At 61.0% G+C, this 20,112-nt stretch carries 15 protein-coding genes; 13 read left to right on the top strand and 2 right to left on the bottom strand.

The genetic code is table 11. The features are described from left to right. Positions 1-31: 31 nt before the first annotated feature. Positions 32-238, top strand: coding sequence for a SlyX family protein (locus AC4FIA_RS14380; RefSeq protein ID WP_287476878.1), 207 nt, complete (start codon positions 32-34; stop codon positions 236-238). Here AC4FIA_RS14380 and AC4FIA_RS14375 read toward each other — a convergent pair whose 3' ends face one another. Together AC4FIA_RS14375 and dnaE are read right to left on the bottom strand one after the other, a co-directional pair. Continuing rightward, positions 239-1,423, bottom strand: a complete 1,185-nt coding sequence (locus AC4FIA_RS14375) for a hypothetical protein (protein ID WP_490366419.1) — start codon at positions 1,421-1,423, stop codon at positions 239-241. Between the two features lie 99 nt (positions 1,424-1,522). Further along, positions 1,523-5,020, bottom strand: coding sequence for a DNA polymerase III subunit alpha (gene dnaE / locus AC4FIA_RS14370; protein WP_490366418.1), 3,498 nt, complete (start codon positions 5,018-5,020; stop codon positions 1,523-1,525). Between the two features lie 241 nt (positions 5,021-5,261). Between dnaE and AC4FIA_RS14365 the strand changes: the two genes are divergently transcribed. The 12 genes from AC4FIA_RS14365 (at position 5,262) to pdeM (ending at position 20,101) form a co-directional block, all read left to right on the top strand. After that, positions 5,262-6,614, top strand: coding sequence for a xanthine dehydrogenase small subunit (locus AC4FIA_RS14365; protein ID WP_490366417.1), 1,353 nt, complete (start codon positions 5,262-5,264; stop codon positions 6,612-6,614). Continuing rightward, complete coding sequence (gene xdhB / locus AC4FIA_RS14360) at positions 6,611-8,896, top strand: xanthine dehydrogenase molybdopterin binding subunit (protein WP_490366416.1); 2,286 nt, start codon at positions 6,611-6,613, stop codon at positions 8,894-8,896. Before AC4FIA_RS14365 ends, xdhB begins: the two co-directional genes overlap by 4 nt. Beyond that, positions 8,893-9,822, top strand: a complete 930-nt coding sequence (gene xdhC / locus AC4FIA_RS14355) for a xanthine dehydrogenase accessory protein XdhC (RefSeq protein WP_490366415.1) — start codon at positions 8,893-8,895, stop codon at positions 9,820-9,822. Before xdhB ends, xdhC begins: the two co-directional genes overlap by 4 nt. After that, positions 9,798-11,315, top strand: a complete 1,518-nt coding sequence (locus AC4FIA_RS14350) for an ABC transporter ATP-binding protein (protein ID WP_490366414.1) — start codon at positions 9,798-9,800, stop codon at positions 11,313-11,315. The genes xdhC and AC4FIA_RS14350 overlap by 25 nt, the downstream gene beginning before the upstream one ends. Before the next feature lie 33 nt (positions 11,316-11,348). Further along, a complete protein-coding gene (locus AC4FIA_RS14345) occupies positions 11,349-12,431 on the top strand; it encodes an ABC transporter permease (protein WP_488048614.1) in 1,083 nt (360 codons plus the stop codon). Continuing rightward, positions 12,431-13,354, top strand: coding sequence for an ABC transporter permease (locus AC4FIA_RS14340; protein WP_200813154.1), 924 nt, complete (start codon positions 12,431-12,433; stop codon positions 13,352-13,354). Before AC4FIA_RS14345 ends, AC4FIA_RS14340 begins: the two co-directional genes overlap by 1 nt. Before the next feature lie 33 nt (positions 13,355-13,387). Continuing rightward, a complete protein-coding gene (locus AC4FIA_RS14335; protein ID WP_490366413.1) occupies positions 13,388-14,461 on the top strand; it encodes a BMP family ABC transporter substrate-binding protein in 1,074 nt (357 codons plus the stop codon). A 149-nt stretch (positions 14,462-14,610) separates the two neighbouring features. Next, a complete protein-coding gene (locus AC4FIA_RS14330; RefSeq protein ID WP_490366412.1) occupies positions 14,611-15,207 on the top strand; it encodes a LysE family translocator in 597 nt (198 codons plus the stop codon). Positions 15,208-15,385: 178 nt separating this feature from the next. Beyond that, positions 15,386-15,976, top strand: a complete 591-nt coding sequence (locus AC4FIA_RS14325) for a VOC family protein (protein ID WP_488048618.1) — start codon at positions 15,386-15,388, stop codon at positions 15,974-15,976. A 21-nt stretch (positions 15,977-15,997) separates the two neighbouring features. Continuing rightward, positions 15,998-16,930, top strand: coding sequence for an aldo/keto reductase (locus AC4FIA_RS14320; RefSeq protein WP_490366411.1), 933 nt, complete (start codon positions 15,998-16,000; stop codon positions 16,928-16,930). Further along, on the top strand, positions 16,931-19,387 hold the full coding sequence (locus AC4FIA_RS14315) for a ligase-associated DNA damage response DEXH box helicase (RefSeq protein WP_490366410.1): 2,457 nt from the start codon (positions 16,931-16,933) through the stop codon (positions 19,385-19,387). A gap of 39 nt (positions 19,388-19,426) precedes the next feature. Beyond that, the gene (gene pdeM, locus AC4FIA_RS14310) at positions 19,427-20,101 is read left to right on the top strand and encodes a ligase-associated DNA damage response endonuclease PdeM (RefSeq protein WP_490366409.1); all 675 of its coding nucleotides are present in this window, start codon (positions 19,427-19,429) and stop codon (positions 20,099-20,101) included. Positions 20,102-20,112 lie beyond the last annotated feature (11 nt).

Genomic DNA, 20,112 nt, shown 5'->3' with positions numbered 1-20,112 from the left:
TATGTCGCAAACATATGACGGGAGAAACGCAATGACTCAGCCCAACGACGCCATGGAAGAACGGCTGGCCCACTTGATCCGGCAGGTCGAGGAACTGTCCGATGAGGTCGCCCGTCAGTCGCGCGAAATCGACACGCTGAATCGTCGGGTTGCCATGCTGATGATGCGCGAGGCCGAACGCGAATCCGAAGGCGGCGGCGGTGTGGTGATGGGCGATGAACGCCCCCCGCACTACTGATCAGCGCGACGCGATATCAATCGCAGCCACATCCCCGTCATACAACAACGCGTTCGTCCACGACGAACTGCCTGTGTATTGCGGGTAGATCGTCAGGAACACGGTCATCCGGTCCAGTTTGGCCAAGGACGACCCACAGGGCGTACCCTTGCCAACACCACAGACCTTGCGTTTGACCGTTTCGTATTGAGCATCCGCCGCTGTGTAAGGCTGGATTTTGCTGGGCAGGCCATAGCGCAGCTGTTCGTGCATCTCGACAGACCCGAACACGGCAAGCGATGCGGTGAACTGGCGCGCGCAGCCGTCATCAAAGCCCGTCACATACCAGTTGCGCGGGCCTGTGCTGCTAGGCTTGCTGTCATAAAGTTTGTACTTCGCACGGCCCGTTTCCGGATGCTGCGCGACCTCTTTGGCGAATTTGTTGATCGGCGCACCGCAGAGACGCGCCATTTTGCCCATCGGAACGGTTTCGTCCTTGGTCACTTCGGACACGGCGGCAGACGCGCTGGATTTCGAACCGCCCCCACCGCCAAGGAACCCACCAAACAGACCCGCGCGGCGCGGCTCTTCAACCTCAAGCGCGGCGGTTTCAACCTCTTCGACAGGTTCTTCGACCGGCGCTGTGTCTTCAACGACTTTGGCAACCTCGGCTTCGGGTGCCGCGACAGGGTCTTCTTGCAGGCCAGAGCCATTGGAATTCCCGCCAAAGATCGCGCCGAACAATGTGCGTTTCTGGGCGGGTGCGGGTTCGGGTTCGGGTTCGGAGACATCAGCCTCAACGCCCAATGCGGCCACTTCAACAGGCTCCACACCTTCCAGCGGCTCATCCGTGCTTTCAGCAACCTCTGTTGCCTCTGGCGCTTCGGTTTCTTCGATCGGGGGAAGGCCTTGGGCCTCGCGCAGCGCGGCGGTTACGTCATCGGCAGCGACATCAACCTTGGCATCATCGGCTTTGCGGCGGAAGAACCCCAAAAGCCCCGCATTCGGCGCTTCGTCAGAGGTTGCGACAACGGCATTGCCCAGCGCGTTTTCGCCGTCCACCGCCGCATCATCAGGCAAAGCGCCGGCTGTCTGCGCATTCTCGGCCAGTTCTACATCGCTCAGGCGGCTAACCTTTTGCAATGGATCCTGACTGCAACCGGCCACGGCGACAACTGCTGCGACGACCAAAACGGATGGTTTCAAAGGTGATCTCCCGAGAGCGCTTTGCAGTGGTCTAACGCAAATCGACTCCGTCACGCCAGTGGTTTCCCTCCGACAATACGACCATAGGCCAAGGCTTGCCTAGAATTCCTGCACCTCAAGGATACCGTCCAGCGACTTGATCGCGCCCTTGATTTCGGGCGACACGGGGAACTCTTCGTTCAGGTCAATCTCGACCTCACCGGGCAGTCCCGCATCGCTGAGAAGGAACTTCACAGGGCCCCGCGCACCGCGCGTGGCGTTGGCCGCCGCCTGCGACAGAACCGACGCGACGTTGCCAACAGCAGACGGGTTGTCGATGAAAATCTTCAGCCCCGCACTGCCCGCATCGGCAACCACAGCGTCGACAGGCCCAACGGACCGGCCCAGCAGTTTCAGCTGATCGCTTTCCATCGTCGCCTCGACCGTGACGACCACCTTTGAACCGGTCTCAAGGAATTCGCGCGATTTTTCCAAGGCTTCGGAAAACAGCGTGACCTCGTAGGCGCCGGTCGGGTCGGACAACTGGCAAAAGGCAAAGCGGTTGCCGCGCGCCGATTTCCGTTCCTGACGGCCCGCAACGGTCCCTGCCAACTTCGCCACCAACGGGCCGCCCTCGGCCTTTTTGGTGACCTCATCAAGCGTCATGATACCTTTGCGCTTCAAGGGTGCCATGTAGTCGTCCAGCGGATGGCCGGAAAGATAGAAGCCCACAGCGCGGAATTCTTCGGACAGACGTTCCGCAGGCAGCCAGTCGTTGCAGGGCGCAAGGCGCGGTTCCGGCAGATCATCGCCCGCCTCACCAAACAGCGACACCTGATTGGACGCTTTCTGTTCGTGGATCGCCGCCGAATAGGCGACCAGCGCATCAAGGCTTTCGAACACGCGGCGGCGGTTCGGATCAAGCACGTCAAACGCCCCTGCCCGCGCCATCATTTCCAACGGGCGCTTGCCCACACGTTTCAGATCAACGCGCCGCGCTACATCAAAGAGGTTCACGAACGGCTTGTCGCCGCGTGCATCCACCACCATGCGCATCGCGTCCGAACCCACGTTCTTCAACGCGCCCAGCGCATAGACCAGTTCACCGTTCACAACATCAAACGTCGCCTGCGACCGGTTCACACAGGGCGGCACCCACGGCAGTTCAAGCCCCTTGCGGACCTCTTCGAAATAGACCGCCAGCTTGTCTGTCAGGTGGATATCGCAGTTCATCACACCGGCCATAAACTCGACCGGATGGTTCGCCTTCAGCCAAGCGGTCTGGTAGGACACCACCGCATAGGCCGCCGCGTGGGATTTGTTAAAGCCGTAGTTCGCGAACTTCTCGAGAAGGTCGAAAACCTCGCTGGCTTTCTTGGGATCAACACCGTTTTCGCCCGCGCCCTTTTCGAACTTGGGGCGTTCGGCGTCCATCGCCTCTTTGATCTTTTTACCCATCGCACGGCGCAGCAGGTCAGCGCCGCCAAGGCTGTAACCCGCCATGACCTGCGCGATCTGCATAACCTGTTCCTGATAAACGATAATCCCTTGGGTTTCTTCAAGGATATGGTCGATCAGCGGATGCACGGATTCAATTTCGCGAAGGCCGTTCTTGACCTCGCAATAGGTCGGGATGTTTTCCATCGGACCCGGACGATACAGCGCCACAAGGGCAACGATATCTTCGATACATGTGGGCTTCATGCGCTTGAGCGCATCCATCATGCCCGAGCTTTCAACCTGGAACACGGCGACCGTTTTAGCGCGGGCGTACAGTTTATAGGTCGGCTCGTCGTCCAAGGGGATCAGGTTGATCTGGTTTTCCCCACCCTCGGGCGGTGCATATAGTTCCGTCCCGTCAGCGGCAACATGCAACGGGCGACCGGATTTCAGGATCAGATCAACGGCGTTCTGAATGACGGTCAGGGTTTTCAGGCCCAAGAAGTCGAACTTGACCAGACCCGCCTGTTCGACCCATTTCATGTTAAATTGCGTCGCGGGCATATCGGATCGCGGATCACGATAGAGCGGCACAAGTTCGTCCAGAGGGCGATCCCCGATCACAACACCCGCCGCGTGGGTCGATGCGTTCCGCAACAGCCCCTCGACCTGCTGGCCATAGGTCAACAGACGGTCCACGACCTCTTCGTTTCTGGCCTCTTCCCGCAGACGCGGTTCGTCCTGCAAGGCCTTCTCGATCGAAACGGGCTTAACGCCCTCGACAGGGATCATCTTGGACAGACGGTCCACCTGCCCGTAAGGCATCTGCAAAACACGGCCAATGTCGCGCACCGCCGCTTTGGACAGAAGCGCACCAAAGGTGATGATCTGCCCGACCTTGTCACGGCCGTATTTTTCCTGAACGTAACGGATCACCTCTTCCCGACGATCCATGCAGAAGTCGATGTCAAAGTCAGGCATCGAAACACGTTCAGGGTTCAGAAAGCGTTCGAACAGCAGGCTGTAGCGCAGGGGATCAAGATCGGTAATCGTCAGCGCATATGCCACCAGCGAACCCGCACCCGAACCACGACCCGGACCTACCGGAATATCGTGGTCTTTGCCCCATTTGATAAAGTCCGCAACGATCAGGAAGTAGCCGGGGAAGCCCATGCCTTCGATGATGCCCAGTTCGAAATCGAGACGTTCCTGATATTCCTCGGGCGTCACGGCATGCGGGATCACGGCCAGACGCGCCTGCAGACCTTCATTGGCCTGACGTCGCAGTTCTTCGACCTCATCATCGGCAAACTTGGGCAAAATGGGATCGCGGCGATAGGCCATAAAGGCACAGCGCTTGGCGATTTCGACAGTGTTTTCAATCGCTTCCGGCAAATCGGCAAACAGCGTCGCCATTTCCTGCGGTGTTTTCATGTAATGCTGCGCGGTCAGACGGCGGCGCGGTTCGGACTGGTCGACATAGGTGCCTTCGGCAATACAGATCAGCGCATCATGCGCCTCGTACATATCGGCCTTGGGGAAATAGACATCGTTCGTCGCGACCAGCGGGATATCCATGGCATAGGCCATTTCAATCAAACCGCGTTCGGTCTGTTTTTCCGTTTCGGGCAGCCCGTCTTCACCGGGATGGCGCTGCAATTCCACATACAGGCGATCACCAAAGATCGACTTGAAGCGCGTCATCAACTCTTCTGCTGCCGGACGCCCGCCTTGCATCAGCAACTGGCCAACCGGCCCTTCCGGACCACCCGTCAGACAGATCAGGCCCGCGCTGTGTTGTTCAAGCTCGTCCAGCGTGACATGGGGAAGTTCCCCATCCGTGCGCAGATACAGGCACGAATTCAGCTTCATCAGGTTTTCATAACCGGCCTCGTTCTGGGCCAGCAAAACGACGCCAGCGGGATCGCGCGGACGTTCGCCCTGTTTCGGCGCGACAAAGCGCAGATCCACCTGACAGCCGATGATCGGCTGAATGCCCGCGCCCGCAGCCGACACAGAAAACTCCAACGCCGAGAACAGGTTATTGGTGTCCGTCACCGCAACGGCGGGCATCTCCATCGCCTCGCAGAGACCGGGCAATTTCTTAAGCCGCACGGCCCCCTCAAGCAGAGAGTATTCCGTGTGCACGCGCAGATGAATGAATCGGGGATCAGCCATGACGCCACACTATGTTGTGGTGAAGGTGGGGGGAAGTCCCTTATCGACCCCGAAGCGCGTCAAAACGAATGCCTGAAAAACAGGCAGAAATTCCTGACTGCACGGAAATGCGCCAAGATTTTTCTTGCCAAACCCGAAGTCCCGCTTCTAGCGTAGGTGTCGATCTAATCGCCTGCGCATCTTCTACGCCGCATCGAAGTTGTGCTGATTTGGGCTCTGGGTAACGCGGCGGGCTTTTCACATGACAATCGACTTTCTTCTGAACGGAGAGAGTGTTTCGCTTTCGGACGTGCCGCCGACAACCACCCTGTTGGACTGGCTGCGCGAAGACCAAGGCATGACCGGCACCAAAGAAGGCTGCAACGAAGGCGACTGCGGGGCCTGTACCGTCATGGTCACTGATCAAAGCGGATCGAAGGCGCTGAATGCTTGCATCCTGTTCCTGCCGCAACTTCACGGCAAAGCGGTGCGCACGGTCGAAGGCATCGCCGCCCCCGACGGCACGCTGCACCCGATGCAGCAGGCCATGGTCGACCACCACGGCAGCCAGTGCGGTTTCTGCACGCCGGGTTTCGTGGTGTCGATGGCAACGGCGCACAGGAATGGCGCCACAGATTTTGACGACGTGCTTGCGGGCAACCTGTGCCGCTGCACCGGCTACGCCCCGATCATCCGCGCCGCCGAGGCCGCCAAGGATGCGCCAGTTCCCGACTGGCTGAACGACGATCTGCCCAAGGCCACCGCCAACAGCCCCGAAACGCTGGACGAACTGGCCCGCGCCTATGCTGCCAACCCCGACGCCACGCTGATTGCAGGCGCGACGGATGTGGGGCTTTGGGTGACCAAGCAAATGCGCGACCTGCCCGCGCCCATCTTCCTGAACCGCTGCCGCGACCTGCAACAGATCGAAGACACGGGCGATGCCCTGCGCATTGGCGCAGGCGTCACGATGGATCGGGTTCTGAAGGCTGTTCAGCCCCTCTACCCCTCCTACGCCGAAATGATCCGCCGCTACGGTTCCGCTCAGGTCCGTAACGCCGCCACCATCGGCGGCAATATCGCCAATGGATCGCCCATCGGGGACAACCCGCCAGCCCTGATCGCCTTGGGCGCAACGCTGCACCTGCACCACGTCGACGGCGCGCGCGATCTGCCGATCGAGGATTTCTTCCTCGACTATGGCAAACAGGACCGTCGCGCGGGCGAGTTGGTGGCAGGCGTCACCATCCCCCATCAACCGGATCGCCTGAAGGTCTACAAAATCTCGAAACGGTTCGATCAGGATATCTCGGCCCTTTGTGGCGCGTTCAACATCTCGGTCGAAGACGGGATCGTCACAAACGCACGCATCGCGTTCGGCGGCATGGCGGGCACCCCGAAACGTGCGCCCCATGTCGAGGCCGCTTTGACAGGTCATCCGTGGACATTGGACAGCATCGCAATGGCCGATGCAGCATGGTCAGAGGACTTCACCCCCATGTCCGATATGCGCGCGAGTTCGGACTACCGTCTGACAACCGCAAAGAACCTGCTGCACCGTGTATATCTTGAGAATACAGGTCAATCCTCCAGCGTATTGGAGGTGCAGCCATGAGCGTTGCAAAACCCCTTCCCCACGACGCGGCCAAACTGCACGTCACTGGTTCGGCGCATTACGTCGATGATCTGCCCACCCCGCGCGGCACCCTGCATCTGGCATTCGGCCTGTCCGACATTGCCAGCGGCACGATCAGCAACATGGACCTATCACAGGTCCGCAGCGCGAAGGGCGTCGTAGACGTTATCACCGCCATCGATCTGGATCGCCCTGCGGATTGCTCGCCTTCGAACCACGACGAACCGCTGTTGTCCGATGGCACGATCCACTACCTCGGCCAACCGTTATTTCTGGTCGTGGCTGACAGCCATCATGCCGCCCGCCGCGCCGCTAGATTGGCCAAGGTCGACTACACCAAAACAACCCCGATCCTGACCATCGAAGACGCCCTCGCCGCCAATAGCCACTTCGAAGAGGGCCCGCGCATTTGGGAAAAGGGCAACACGGCCCAAGCCCTTGAAACCGCACCTCATATCGTCGAAAGCGAGATCGAGATGGGCGGGCAAGAGCATTTCTATCTGGAAGGTCAAGCCGCCCTTGCCCTGCCGCAAGATGATGGCGACATGGTCGTCCATTCCTCGACCCAGCACCCTTCGGAAATCCAGCACAAGGTGGCCGATGCCCTCGGCCTGCCGATGCATGCCGTCCGCGTTGAAATCCGCCGGATGGGCGGCGGCTTTGGCGGCAAGGAAAGCCAAGGCAACGCATTGGCCATCGCCTGCGCCTTGGTCGCGCAGAAAACAGGCCGCGCCTGCAAGATGCGCTATGATCGCGACGACGACATGGTGATCACCGGCAAACGCCATGACTTCCGCATCACCTACCGCGCAGGCTTTGATGAAACCGGGCGTCTGCTTGGCGTGGATTTCAAACATTACACCCGCTGCGGCTGGGCGATGGATTTGTCGCTGCCTGTCGCGGACCGCGCGATGCTGCACGCCGATAACGCCTATGATCTGCCGAACGCGCGGATCGAAAGCCACCGCCTGCGCACCAACACCCAAAGCGCGACAGCTTTCCGCGGGTTCGGCGGCCCTCAGGGGATGCTGGGGATCGAACGGGTGATGGACCATGCCGCGCATCAACTGGGCATGGACCCCACAGACCTGCGCCGTCGCAACTACTACGCCGATGGCGACACGCCCCCTGCTCAAACAACGCCCTATGGCCAGCAGGTTGATCATTTCTTGCTGAACGCGATGACCGATCAATTGGCGCAATCGGCCGATCTGACGGCGCGCAAGGCCAAGATCGCCGAATGGAATGCCCAGAACGATCACCTGAAAAAGGGCATCGCCCTGACGCCGGTGAAATTCGGAATTTCCTTCACGCTGACCCACCTCAATCAGGCGGGCGCGCTGGTGCATGTCTACCAAGACGGGTCGATCCGCATGAACCACGGTGGCACTGAAATGGGCCAGGGCCTGTTCCAGAAAGTCGCCCAAGTCGCCGCCAGCCGCTTTGGCGTGCCGGTCGAGATGGTCAAGATCACCGCGACCGACACCGGCAAGGTGCCCAACACCTCGGCCACGGCGGCCTCGTCGGGCAGTGACCTGAACGGCATGGCCGTCAAAGCCGCCTGCGACACCATTCGCGACCGTATGGCAGCGCACCTGGCAGACCTTCACCAAACTGACGCAACAGAGGTCAGCTTTGTGGGCGGCCGCGTATCGGTCGGGTCAGCAGAGATGTCGTTCTCCGATGCCGCTAAACTTTGCTACGAAGGCAGGGTCAGCCTGTCCGCCACGGGCTTTTACAAAACGCCGAAACTGGCGTGGGACCGGATCGCAGGTCAGGGGCGACCGTTCCTCTATTTCGCCCATGGTTCGGCTGTATCCGAGGTGGTTGTCGACAGCCTGACCGGCGAATACCGCATCCTGCGCACCGACATTTTGCACGACTGCGGCCACAGCCTGAACCCCGCGCTGGACATCGGCCAGATCGAAGGCGGTTTTGTCCAAGGCACAGGCTGGCTAACCACAGAAGAACTGGTTTGGGACGACTCTGGCCGCCTGCGCACCCATGCGCCCTCGACCTACAAAATCCCTGCGTGTTCGGACCGCCCCGACATTTTCAACGTCACGCTGTGGGATGGCGAAAACGCCGAAGACACCATCTATAAATCCAAAGCCGTGGGCGAGCCGCCTTTCATGCACGGTATGTCCGTCTTCTTTGCGCTGTCTGATGCCATCGCCCAATTCGGCCAAGGATATCCGGCACTTGACGCCCCAGCCACACCAGAGCGCGTGCTGAAAGCCATTCAAAAGGTGCAGGGATGAGCTTTGATCTGACCGCCCTTACAGGTGCCGTGGCCGAACATGGCCGCGTCGCCCGCGTGGTCGTCGCCGAAGTTGCCGGATCGGTCCCGCGCGAGGTCGGGGCCGCGATGCTGGTCTGGGAGGGCGGGCAATCAGGCAGCATTGGTGGAGGACGGCTGGAATTCGAGGCCGCCAAAACCGCCTTCACCCATACCGGCCTAAGCCGCCACGCCCTTGGCCCCGACATGGGCCAATGCTGCGGCGGGCGGGTCACCTTGCTGACCGAACACTTTGACGCCGCCAGCCTGCCGCCCCTGTCCGACACAGTGATCGCGCGCGGCGAAGGCGATATGCCACTGGCCGTCCATCGTCTGCTGGATCGCGCCCGTGCGCAGGGGATCGTGCCGGAGCCTCAGCTGATCCAGGGCTGGATGGTGGAACCCATCACCGCCCCCCGAACACCCATCTGGATTTGGGGCGCGGGCCACGTGGGCGCGGCGCTGGCCAACACACTCGCGCCGCTGCCAGACATGGACGTGACCGTGGCCGATACCGCGCCTGACAGATTCGCCTTCCCGTTGGCGGATCAAGTTACCAAACTGCCCGCCGCCGACCTGCCCCGCCTTGCCGCCCACGCACCCGAGGAGGCCCGCCACATCATCGTGACCTACAGCCACGAGATTGATTTACAGCTGTGCCACGCGCTTTTGACCCATGATTTCGCCTTTGCCGGATTGATCGGTTCCGACACAAAATGGGCCCGCTTTCGCAAGAGGCTTGCAGGCTTGGGACATACGGATGCACAAATAGCGCGCATTTGCTGCCCAATTGGTCAAAAATCGCTTGGGAAACATCCCCAAGCCATTGCGATCGGTGTGGCCGCGCAGCTAGTTGAGACGCTGAAGAAAAGAGATGGTGAAACGTGGCAGACCCGCTACTTAGGTTGACTGGCCTGACCAAGGCCTACCCCGGCGTGATCGCCAATGACGATGTCAGCTTTGACATCGGCGAAAACGAGATTCACGCCTTGCTGGGGGAAAACGGGGCGGGGAAATCCACGCTGGTGAAAATGATCTACGGTCTGGTCAAACCCGATCGTGGTTCGATGGTTCTGCAGGGACAGGACTATACGCCCTCTGAACCGTCCAAGGCCCGCCAGCGCGGTGTCGCGATGGTGTTCCAGCACTTTTCCCTGTTTGACGCGTTGAACGTGGCCGAAAACGTGGCCCTTGGCATGGAAAACCCGCCCAAGACCCGCGAACTGGCCGAACGCATCCGTACCGTGTCCGAAGAATACGGTCTGCCACTGGACCCGTCGCGCGTTGTGGGCACCTTGTCCGCCGGTGAACGCCAGCGGGTCGAGATCATCCGCTGTCTATTGCAAGACCCCAAGCTGTTGATCATGGACGAACCCACCAGCGTTCTAACCCCGCAAGAGGTGGATATCCTGTTCCAGACGCTGAACAAGCTGCGGGCCGAGGGCACGTCGATCTTGTATATTTCGCACAAGCTGGAAGAAATCCGCACGCTTTGCGACACCGCGACCATCCTGCGTTTGGGCAAAAAGGTTGCGACCTGCACACCCAAAGACACATCTGCCCGCGAACTGGCCGAAATGATGGTGGGGGCAAGTTTTGCCACGCCAGAAGCACGCCAAACCACATTGGGCGAGGTCGCGCTGAAGGTCGCAAACCTGTCCCTGCCCGCCCCCGGTGCGTTCGGCACACCGCTGCGGGACGTGTCGCTGTCCGTGCAACGGGGCGAAGTTCTGGGCATCGGCGGTGTTGCAGGCAACGGGCAGGATGAACTTCTGGCCGCGCTGTCCGGAGAACGCCTGTCGCCTGCGGGCAGCATCGAACTGCTGGGCACAGACGTCAGCCGCCAAGGCCCCATGGCCCGCCGCGATGCTGGCCTTTTGTCCGGCCCCGAAGAACGCCTTGGCCACGCTGCCGCCCCGAACATGAGCCTGACGGAAAACGGTGTTCTGACTGCTGCACGTCGCGAAGGGCTTTTGAAGAATGGCTTTATCGACTGGGCCGCCGCCAAGGACTTTACCGAAAAGGTCATCAGCACTTTCGACGTCCGCACGCCCAGCGCCAACACTGCCGCACGGGCACTGTCCGGCGGCAACCTGCAGAAATACGTGATCGGGCGCGAGATCATGCAGCGCCCCGAGGTTCTGGTCGTGAACCAGCCCACATGGGGCGTGGATGCCGCCGCTGCCGCCGCGATCCGTCAGGCGATCCTTGATCTGGCGGCAAACGGTGCCGCGATTGTCGTGATTTCGCAGGACCTGGATGAATTGATGGAAATCTCGGACCGCTTTGCTGCGCTGAACGAAGGTCGTCTGACCGATGCCGTGCCGGTCGCTGGCCTGACCATCGACACCATCGGCCTGATGATGGGCGGTGCCCAAGATATGGAGGTGGCCCATGCGTAACGCCATGTCCCCCACATCCACCCGAGGTGCCGCATGATCCATCTGGAAAAACGCCCGCAGCCTTCGCAGGTCTGGACCGTCATTACTCCTGTTCTGGCCGTCATTTTGACGATGATTGTCGGCGGAATGATGTTTGCCGCCCTTGGCAAACCCCCGCTTGAAGCGATCCGCACCATTTTCTGGGACCCGCTGTTTCACCCGCAATTCGCCGGATATTCGCGGCCACAACTGCTGGTGAAGGCCGGTCCGCTGATCCTGATCGCAATCGGCCTATCGGTCGGTTTCCGCGCGGGCATCTGGAACATCGGCGCGGAAGGGCAATACATCATGGGCGCGATCTGCGGCGCGGGCGCTGGCCTTGCGCTGTATCCGTCGGAAAGCGTTTTGCTGTTCCCGATGATGGTGATCGCAGGCGCGCTGGGCGGTTGGGCGTGGTCCATGATCCCCGCCATCCTGAAAACCAAATTCGGCACAAATGAAATCCTTGTATCGCTGATGTTGGTCTATGTGGCCGAATCCATTCTGGCCTCGGTCTCGTCCGGCCTGCTGCGCAACCCCGACGGCATGGGTTTTCCGGGCAGCCGCAATTTTCAGCAATGGGACGCGGCGGCCAATAAGGAACTGATCGCCAACACCGGCATGCACTGGGGCGTCGTCTTTGCCCTTATTGCGGTGATCGCGGCCTATGTTCTGTTCGCCCGCCACATCCGCGGTTTCCAGATCCGCCTGTCGGGCGAGGCCCCGCGTGCTGCGCGCTTTGCTGGCGTGAACCCAAACCGCATTGTGATCTTCTGCCTTGGCACCGCAGGTGCGCTGGCAGGCCTTGCCGGTCTGTTCGAGGTCACAGGCCCCGCTGGTCAGATCAGCATCGATTTCAACTCGGGCTACGGCTTTACCGCGATCATCGTCGCCTTCCTTGGTCGCCTGCATCCTGTGGGTATCCTGCTGGCGGGTCTGCTGATGGCGCTGACCTACATCGGCGGCGAGTTGGCGCAGCTGATGCTGGGCGTGCCCGGCGCGTCGATCCAACTGTTCCAAGGGATGCTTTTGTTCTTCCTTTTGGCGACAGATGTGTTCACCAATTACCGTATCCGCTTCGGTCAGGGGGCAGCATAATGGACCTCAGTTCGATCAATCCTGTTCTGCTTGTCGCGTCGATCATGGTGTCGGCGACCCCGATCCTTTTGGCCGCCATCGGCGAAATGGTCGTGGAACGCGCAGGCGTTCTGAACCTTGGCGTCGAAGGTATGATGATCACAGGCGCAGTCGTGGGCTTTGCCGTGGCTATCAACACAGGCAACCCCGCGCTTGGCTTTGCGGCTGCGGCCTTGGCCTCGGCCGTTCTATCGCTCAGTTTCGGGGTGCTGACCCAGCTTTTGCTGTCGAACCAGGTCGCCACCGGCCTTGGCCTGACGCTTGTGGGTCTTGGTCTGTCATCCCTGATAGGCAAGCCATACGAGGGCATGAAATCCCCCACCCTGCCCAAACTCGATATGGGGTTTCTGTCCGATCTACCGGTCGTGGGCCGTATGCTGTTCAGCCATGACCTGATGGTCTACCTGTCGCTGGCGCTGGTCATCGTGGTCTGGGCGGTTCTGAAATACACCCGCATCGGCCTGATCTTGCGGGCTGTCGGCGAAAACCACGATGCCGCGCACGCGCTTGGATATAAGGTCGTGCGCATCCGCATGATGGCGATCTTCTTTGGCGGGGCCTGTGCTGGCCTTGGCGGCGCGTATCTGTCGCTGGTGCGCGTGCCGCAATGGACCGAAGGCATGACAGCAGGCGCAGGCTGGATCGCACTGGCGATTGTGGTCTTTGCGTCATGGCGCGCTGGTCGCGTGGCCATCGGCGCCTATCTGTTCGGCGGCGTCACCGTGCTACAGTTGAACCTGCAGGCTGCTGGTGCTGCTGTTCCTGTGGCGCTGTTGTCCGCATCGCCCTACCTAATGACCATTCTGGTCCTCGTCTTTATTTCTGCCCGCGGAGCCCACGGCGCACCCGCCTCGCTCGGCAGGCCATTCCACGCCTCGGCCTGAGGCAAAACTATAAACCAACCGGGAGAACCGAACATGAAACGCAGAACACTCCTTGCCAGCGCAGCGGCCCTCAGCCTTGCCGCCGGCAGCGCCTTTGCCCAAGACAAAGTCAAGGCAGGCTTCATCTATGTGGGCCCCGTCGGCGACGGCGGCTGGACATATGAACACGACCAAGGCCGTAAAGCGGTTGAGGCCGAACTGGGCGACGCGGTTGAAACCGTCTATCAGGAAAGCGTGCCCGAAGGTGCCGACGCGGAACGCGCGATCACACAGATGGCGCTGTCGGGTGCAGACATCATCTTCACCACATCCTTCGGCTACATGGACCCGACGATGAACGTTGCGGCCAAGTTTCCCGAAGTGAAGTTCGAACACGCCACAGGCTTCAAGCGCGCAGATAACGTCAGCGTCTATTCTGCACGCTTCTACGAAGGCCGCGCCATTCAGGGCCACATCGCGGGCAAGATGACAAAGACCAACAAGGTCGGCTACATCGCGTCCTTCCCGATTCCCGAAGTTATCCGCGGCATCAACTCGGCCTACCTGCACGCCAAGAAAGTAAACCCCGACGTCGAATTCTCGATCGTTTGGGCCTACACATGGTTCGACCCCGCGAAAGAGGCTGACGCAGCCCGAGCACTGATCGACAACGGCGCCGACGTGATCCTGCAGCACACAGACTCGACCGCACCGCAGGCCGCCGCGCAAGAGGCAGGCAACGTGATCACCTTCGGTCAGGCCTCTGACATGGCTGAATTCGGCCCCGTGCCGCGCGTGTCCTCGATCATCGACAACTGGGCGCCCTACTACATCGATCGCGTCAAAGCGGTTATGGATGGCACATGGGAAAGCACCGACACATGGGACGGCATCGGCAAAGGCATGGTCGGCATCGGCGAGATTTCCAGCGCGGTTCCTGCTGATGTGAAGGCCGAGGCACTGGCACTGAAAGACGCCATTGCTGCCGGCGAATACCACCCGTTCACAGGCCCGATCAACAAACAGGACGGCACACCATGGCTGGCAGAGGGCGAGACAGCCTCTGACGACGATCTGCTGGGCATGAACTTCTACATCGAAGGCCTGACAGGCGACGTGCCGAACTAATCATCGGTTCACATCCGAAACACCAAGCCCTGCGCCAACCAGCGCGGGGCTTTTTTGTTGGCAACCGCCGGCCCCCGAATGCGCAAGAAACGGGTCGCAGCGCGGCTCCTAAAAGTCCTAGTTGTCTCTCTCCAGTCGGAGGTACCGAGATGACCCAAACCTTTCTTGCGCTTATTGGTTTTCTATTTCCTTTGGCCTACAGCCCCGGCCCCGGAAACGTTTTCTTTGCTGCCAACGGCGCCTACTTCGGCTTCAAGGCCACGATCCCCGCCAACGCGGGCTATCATCTGGCCACCTTCACCATCACGGCGGCCATGGGCTTGGGGTTTGTCGCCGCCATGGATCAGGTACCGCAGCTTTTTGTCGCCATGAAGCTTGCCGGGTCGGCCTATGTCCTGTGGCTCGCGTGGAAACTGTTCACAGCGGATGCTCTGAACGACCGGCAAACGGCGCGCCCCGCCACGCTCTGGGATGGTATCATCCTGCTGGTTCTGAACCCCAAGGCCTATGTCATCATCGCCCTGATGTTCACCCAGTTCCTGACCAGCGACACAAACAATCAGACAGGCACCGTCCTGTTCATCACGGCGGTGTTCACCCTGAACAATCTGATCGCGTTCTCGCTCTGGGCGCTTTTGGGTGACCGGATCGCCAAGGTCTTCCACAGCCCCCACAGTGCACGCAGGCTCAACCGGGCCTTCGGCGCAATCCTCGCCGCAGTCGCCCTCTGGATGCTTATTGCCTGACGCCCGCCAAAGGCACCAAACCCGAGGGTCCGGCCAAAGGCCGCGGCCCGAGACAAACCTGTGCGTGGGCCCTTGGGCCCGCGCCCCTGTGGATCACGCCCGCACAGACCCTCTGCAAAGATAGCGGTTCACGTTATCGGAAAACGCACTACTCTTTCCCCAAGCGGAAGGAGACCCCATGCAAAAGATTCAAACCCAAGGCGTTCATCACATCACCATCATGGGCGCGGATAGGCAGACCAGCATCGATTTCTGGGAAGGCGTGCTGGGCATGCCCTTCATCTTCGACCAGCCCAACCTCGACAATCCCGACGAAGGCCACCTCTATTTCGATCCGGGCGACGGGCGACTGATCACCATTTTCACCAACGAAAGCCGCGAACCCGTCCACGACCGCACCCCGACCGATGCGGGCTGTGTGCATCATCTGGCGCTCAATGTGTCCAAAGCCAGTTGGAGCCAGGTGGTCAAACGCCTTGATGCCCGTGGCATTCCCCACTCCGGCCCCAAGGATCGCGGTTTTATGGACTCGATCTATTTCAAGGACCCGCTTGGTTTCCTGATCGAACTGGCCTGCTACCGGTTCGAACCGCCCGAAGGCTGCCGCCATGCCGACGTGATGATCGAAGCCCACCGCATCCGTGTGGAACGCGGCGATTATAACATCGGCGAAGAACATCTGGCCGACGCCATCGAATTGCTCGTCACCCGCACGCAGCAGTCTTTGTCCGATGACCGCAGCCCCAAAGACCCGTATAAACGCGGCTGACACCTGACACAGGGGACACCGATGACCGACCTGACCACCGCAAACGGCACCGCCGTGCCGCGTTTCGCCTTTGGCACAATGCAATTCGGCGGCAAGGCCGATGCCACCCAAAGCGCCGAGATGTTCGATGCCTGCCGCAACGCGGGCATCACCCATTTCGACACGGCTTATGTCTATACCGGCGGTCAGTCGGAAACGATCCTTGGCGGGCTGATCAAGGATTGCCGCGACGACCTCTACATCGCGACCAAAGCCGCCATGGAAGGCCCCGCCACCCGTGCCAACATCGCCGCGCAATTCGACACCAGCCGCACACGGCTTGGGCTGGATATGGTCGATCTGCTCTATATCCACATCTGGGACGGCGACACCGATCTGTCGGAAACTTTTGAGACGCTGGCCGAGCTGCAATCCGCAGGCAAGATCCGCCACATCGGCGTGTCCAACTACGCCGCGTGGCAGGTGATGAAGGCACAGGCCGTGGCGCAAACCTTCGGGACCCGCATCGATGTGCTTCAGCCGATGTACAACCTTGTCAAACGTCAGGCCGAGGTCGAACTGCTTCCCATGTGCGCCGATCAGGATATTCAGGCCGTGCCCTATTCGCCCCTTGGCGGCGGCCTGCTGACGGGCAAATACGTGGCTGGCGAAACGGGCCGGCTGACCGACGACGAACGCTACACCAACCGTTATGCGGTGGACGAGATGCACAAGGCCGCCGCGCGTCTGGTCGAGATCGCCAATGATCTGGGCACCTCGCCTGCAACGCTGGCTGTGGCGTGGGTCGCAGCTCATCCGGCACAGCCTGCCCCGATCCTGTCGGCGCGGACTGTCGATCAATTGCAGCCATCGCTCGCTGGTATGCCCTTTGACATGACGCCGGAAATCTACGCCCGCCTTTCCATGATTTACCCGACGCCCGCCCCCGCCACGGACCGGCTGGAAGAGGCCTGATTGACCACCAACACCACCCCACGCACCCTGCCCGACAGCCTGCAACGCTGGTTCGATGCGAAAGGCTGGTCGCTGCATCCGCACCAGCAGGCGATGCTGGATCGGGCCGAAAACCCTGCGCTGTTGTTGATCGCGCCCACGGGGGGCGGTAAGACGTTGGCGGGCTTCCTGCCGACACTGGCCGAATTGGGCACCGATCCCGAGCCGGGCCTGCACACGCTTTACGTCAGTCCGCTCAAGGCGCTGGCATCTGACATCAAGCGCAACCTTGGCACCCCGATCGAAGGCGCGGGCCTGAACATTCGGGTCGAGGATCGCACAGGCGATACGCCCTCAAGCCGCAAGAAACGCCAACGCGCAGACCCACCCCATATCCTGCTGACAACGCCTGAAAGCCTTGCGCTGCTGACAAGCTACGAAGACGCGCCGCGCATGTTCAAAGGGCTGCAGCGCGTGATCGTGGATGAAATCCACGCATTGGCCGAAAGCAAGCGGGGCGATCAGTTGATGCTGGCCTTGGCGCGGCTGCAAACGCTGTGTCCCGATCTGCGCCGCGTGGGGCTGTCGGCGACGGTGGATGACCCGCAACAGATCGCGCATTTGCTGGCCCGCCATCCAGACCCTTGCGATATCCTTCTGGCCGATCCCGGCCCTGATCCGGACATCCAGATGCTGGTCACGGACGAGGCCCCGCCATGGTCCGGCGGAGGTGCGAAATACGCCATTCCGGCGGTGTTGGAGCAGGTCAAGAAGCACAAGACCACGCTGATCTTTCACAACACCCGCGCACAGGCCGAGCTGTTCTTCCACAACCTCTGGCTTGCCAACGAAGATGCCCTGCCCATTGGCATCCACCATGGATCGCTTGACCGCGGCCAGCGGGAAAAGGTCGAGGCCGCGATGGTGCGCGGCGACCTGCGCGCGATTGTTTGCACAGGCAGCCTTGATCTGGGCATCGACTGGGGCGACGTCGATCTGGTCATTCAGGTGGGCGCGCCGAAAAACGTCAAACGTCTGGTCCAGCGGATCGGCCGTGCCAACCACCGCTATAACGCACCGTCCAAGGCGCTTCTGGTGCCTGCCAACCGGTTTGAGGTGGTCGAATGCATCGCCGCGCTTGAGGCCGTGAAGGCGCATGATCTGGACGGCGACACGCGCGGGGCGGGACCGCGCGATGTGCTGTGCCAACACATCCTGATCGCCGCCGCCAGCGGGCCGTTCGATGCCGACGCGCTGTATGCCGAAATGACAAGCGCGGGGGCCTATTCGGACCTAAGCCGCGCCAGCTTTGACGCGTGTCTGGATTTCTGCGCCACGGGGGGCTACGCGCTGCGGGCCTATGACCAATGGCAACGCATCCGCCAGCGCCCCGACGGGTTGTGGGAGCTGCGCGATCCACGCTCTGCTGTGCGCATCCGCCAGAACATCGGCACCATTCAGGACACCGACACGCTCAAGGTCAAATGGCGCGGTCGCGGTGGCGCGCCCTTGGGCGAGGTCGAAGAGGGCTTTGCCGCCTCACTAACCCCCGGCGATACCTTTCTGATCGGCGGGCAGATCGTGCGCTACGAAGGGCTGCGCGATATGGTCGTGCAGGTCACGCGCGATGCGAAAAAGAAACCCAAGATCGCGACCTTCATGGGCACGAAATTCGCGACGTCCACGCAGCTGTCGCAGCGTATACTCAGGATATTCCAGCAAGACGACTGGCCCGCCCTGCCGCCCCACACCCGCGACTGGCTGCATTTGCAACGGAACGTGTCGCAACTTCCGCAACCCGGCCGACTGCTGATCGAAAACTTTCCGCACGACGGGCGCGAACAACTGGTGGTCTACGGTTTTGCAGGCCGCAACGCGCAGCAAACTCTGGGCCTTCTGCTGACCAAACGGATGGAGGAAGAGGGGCTTGCTCCCATGGGCTTTGTCGCGACAGACTATGCCACGCTGATCTGGGGGCTGGATGCAGTGACAGACCCGCGCCCGCTGTTCGATCTGGAGCGGCTTGAAGCGGGGTTGGACGGCTGGCTGGCGGGCAACGCGGTCATGAAAAGGACCTTCCGCGCCTCGGCCACGATTGCGGGGCTGATCGAACGGCAGGTGGGCGGCCAGCGCAAATCGGGCCGGCAGGCGACGATGTCGTCAGACATCCTGTATGACACGCTGGTGCGCTATGACCCCGACCACCTGTTGCTGCAAATCACGCGGGAAGAGGCGATGCGCGGCTTGGTCGATTTCGACCGCATCCGCGATATGTGCCAGCGTGTGGGCGACCGGATCGACCTGTTGCGCCTGACCCGCGTCACCCCCTTGGCCGCGCCATTGTTCCTTGAACCCGGCCGCGTGCCGATCAACGGAGAGGCCAACGAACGCCTGCTGGAGGAAGAAGTCACGCGCCTGATGGATGAAAGCGGGTTGAACCAGATCGAGGTCAAGCCAAGCTGGCGCGTGCCTTACTAAGCGATTGCCAAAGCGTGCGGCCTAAGGCATGAACAAAGCATGAACCACCATGCCTTCACCTTCAACAATGCAGCACTTTGCGCGCTGGGATCGGGTGCACTTTTCTGGCCCGATCAGCAGTTGTTGGTGGTGTCCGATCTGCATTTCGGCAAATCCGAACGGCTGTCGGCGGTGGGTGGCGCGCAGCTGCCCCCCTATGACACGCGCGATACGCTGACACGGCTGGAAGCGGACCTTGAGTCGACGGGTGCGCGGCAGGTGATCTGCCTTGGCGACAGCTTTGATGCACCGGATATCGGGCGCGCGCTGCCGCAAGAGGAACTGCTGTGGATCACCCGTTTGCAGGCGGGGCGGGATTGGGTCTGGATCGAGGGCAACCATGATCCGGGTCCTGTGGGGATCGGCGGCAACCATGTCAAAGACCTGCACCTGGACCCGCTGGTGTTCCGGCATATTGCAACCGTTGGGGCCACCTGTGAAATATCGGGGCACTATCACCCCAAGGCCCGTCTGCCACTGCGCGGGCGTTTGATCAGCAGGCCCTGTTTCCTCGTGGACAAGGACAGGATCGTGATGCCGGCCTATGGCACCTACACCGGCGGTCTGCGCAGCGACAGCGCGGCGCTGTGCGGTTTGATGGCGCCCGATGCTGTGGCGATCCTGACCGGCAAAACACCTGCCGCCATCCCGATGCCGCGCGCAGCCCTTGCCTAAATCGTTGCCCC

The organism is Thalassococcus sp., from assembly GCF_982780845.1.
Note: the sequence above shows the minus strand (reverse complement) of the source record. Positions and strands in the feature narration are given on the sequence as shown.

Bases quoted from the DNA above. Each gene is read 5' to 3' on its own strand.
- AC4FIA_RS14320 (WP_490366411.1), top strand. From the start codon at position 15,998: ATGACCGACCTGACCACCGCAAACGGCACCGCCGTGCCGCGTTTCGCC.
- AC4FIA_RS14340 (WP_200813154.1), top strand. From the start codon at position 12,431: ATGGACCTCAGTTCGATCAATCCTGTTCTGCTTGTCGCGTCGATCATG.
- pdeM (WP_490366409.1), top strand. From the start codon at position 19,427: ATGAACCACCATGCCTTCACCTTCAACAATGCAGCACTTTGCGCGCTG.
- AC4FIA_RS14345 (WP_488048614.1), top strand. From the start codon at position 11,349: ATGATCCATCTGGAAAAACGCCCGCAGCCTTCGCAGGTCTGGACCGTC.
- dnaE (WP_490366418.1), bottom strand. From the start codon at position 5,020: ATGGCTGATCCCCGATTCATTCATCTGCGCGTGCACACGGAATACTCT.
- xdhB (WP_490366416.1), top strand. From the start codon at position 6,611: ATGAGCGTTGCAAAACCCCTTCCCCACGACGCGGCCAAACTGCACGTC.
- AC4FIA_RS14325 (WP_488048618.1), top strand. From the start codon at position 15,386: ATGCAAAAGATTCAAACCCAAGGCGTTCATCACATCACCATCATGGGC.
- AC4FIA_RS14380 (WP_287476878.1), top strand. From the start codon at position 32: ATGACTCAGCCCAACGACGCCATGGAAGAACGGCTGGCCCACTTGATC.
- AC4FIA_RS14335 (WP_490366413.1), top strand. From the start codon at position 13,388: ATGAAACGCAGAACACTCCTTGCCAGCGCAGCGGCCCTCAGCCTTGCC.
- AC4FIA_RS14330 (WP_490366412.1), top strand. From the start codon at position 14,611: ATGACCCAAACCTTTCTTGCGCTTATTGGTTTTCTATTTCCTTTGGCC.
- AC4FIA_RS14365 (WP_490366417.1), top strand. From the start codon at position 5,262: ATGACAATCGACTTTCTTCTGAACGGAGAGAGTGTTTCGCTTTCGGAC.
- xdhC (WP_490366415.1), top strand. From the start codon at position 8,893: ATGAGCTTTGATCTGACCGCCCTTACAGGTGCCGTGGCCGAACATGGC.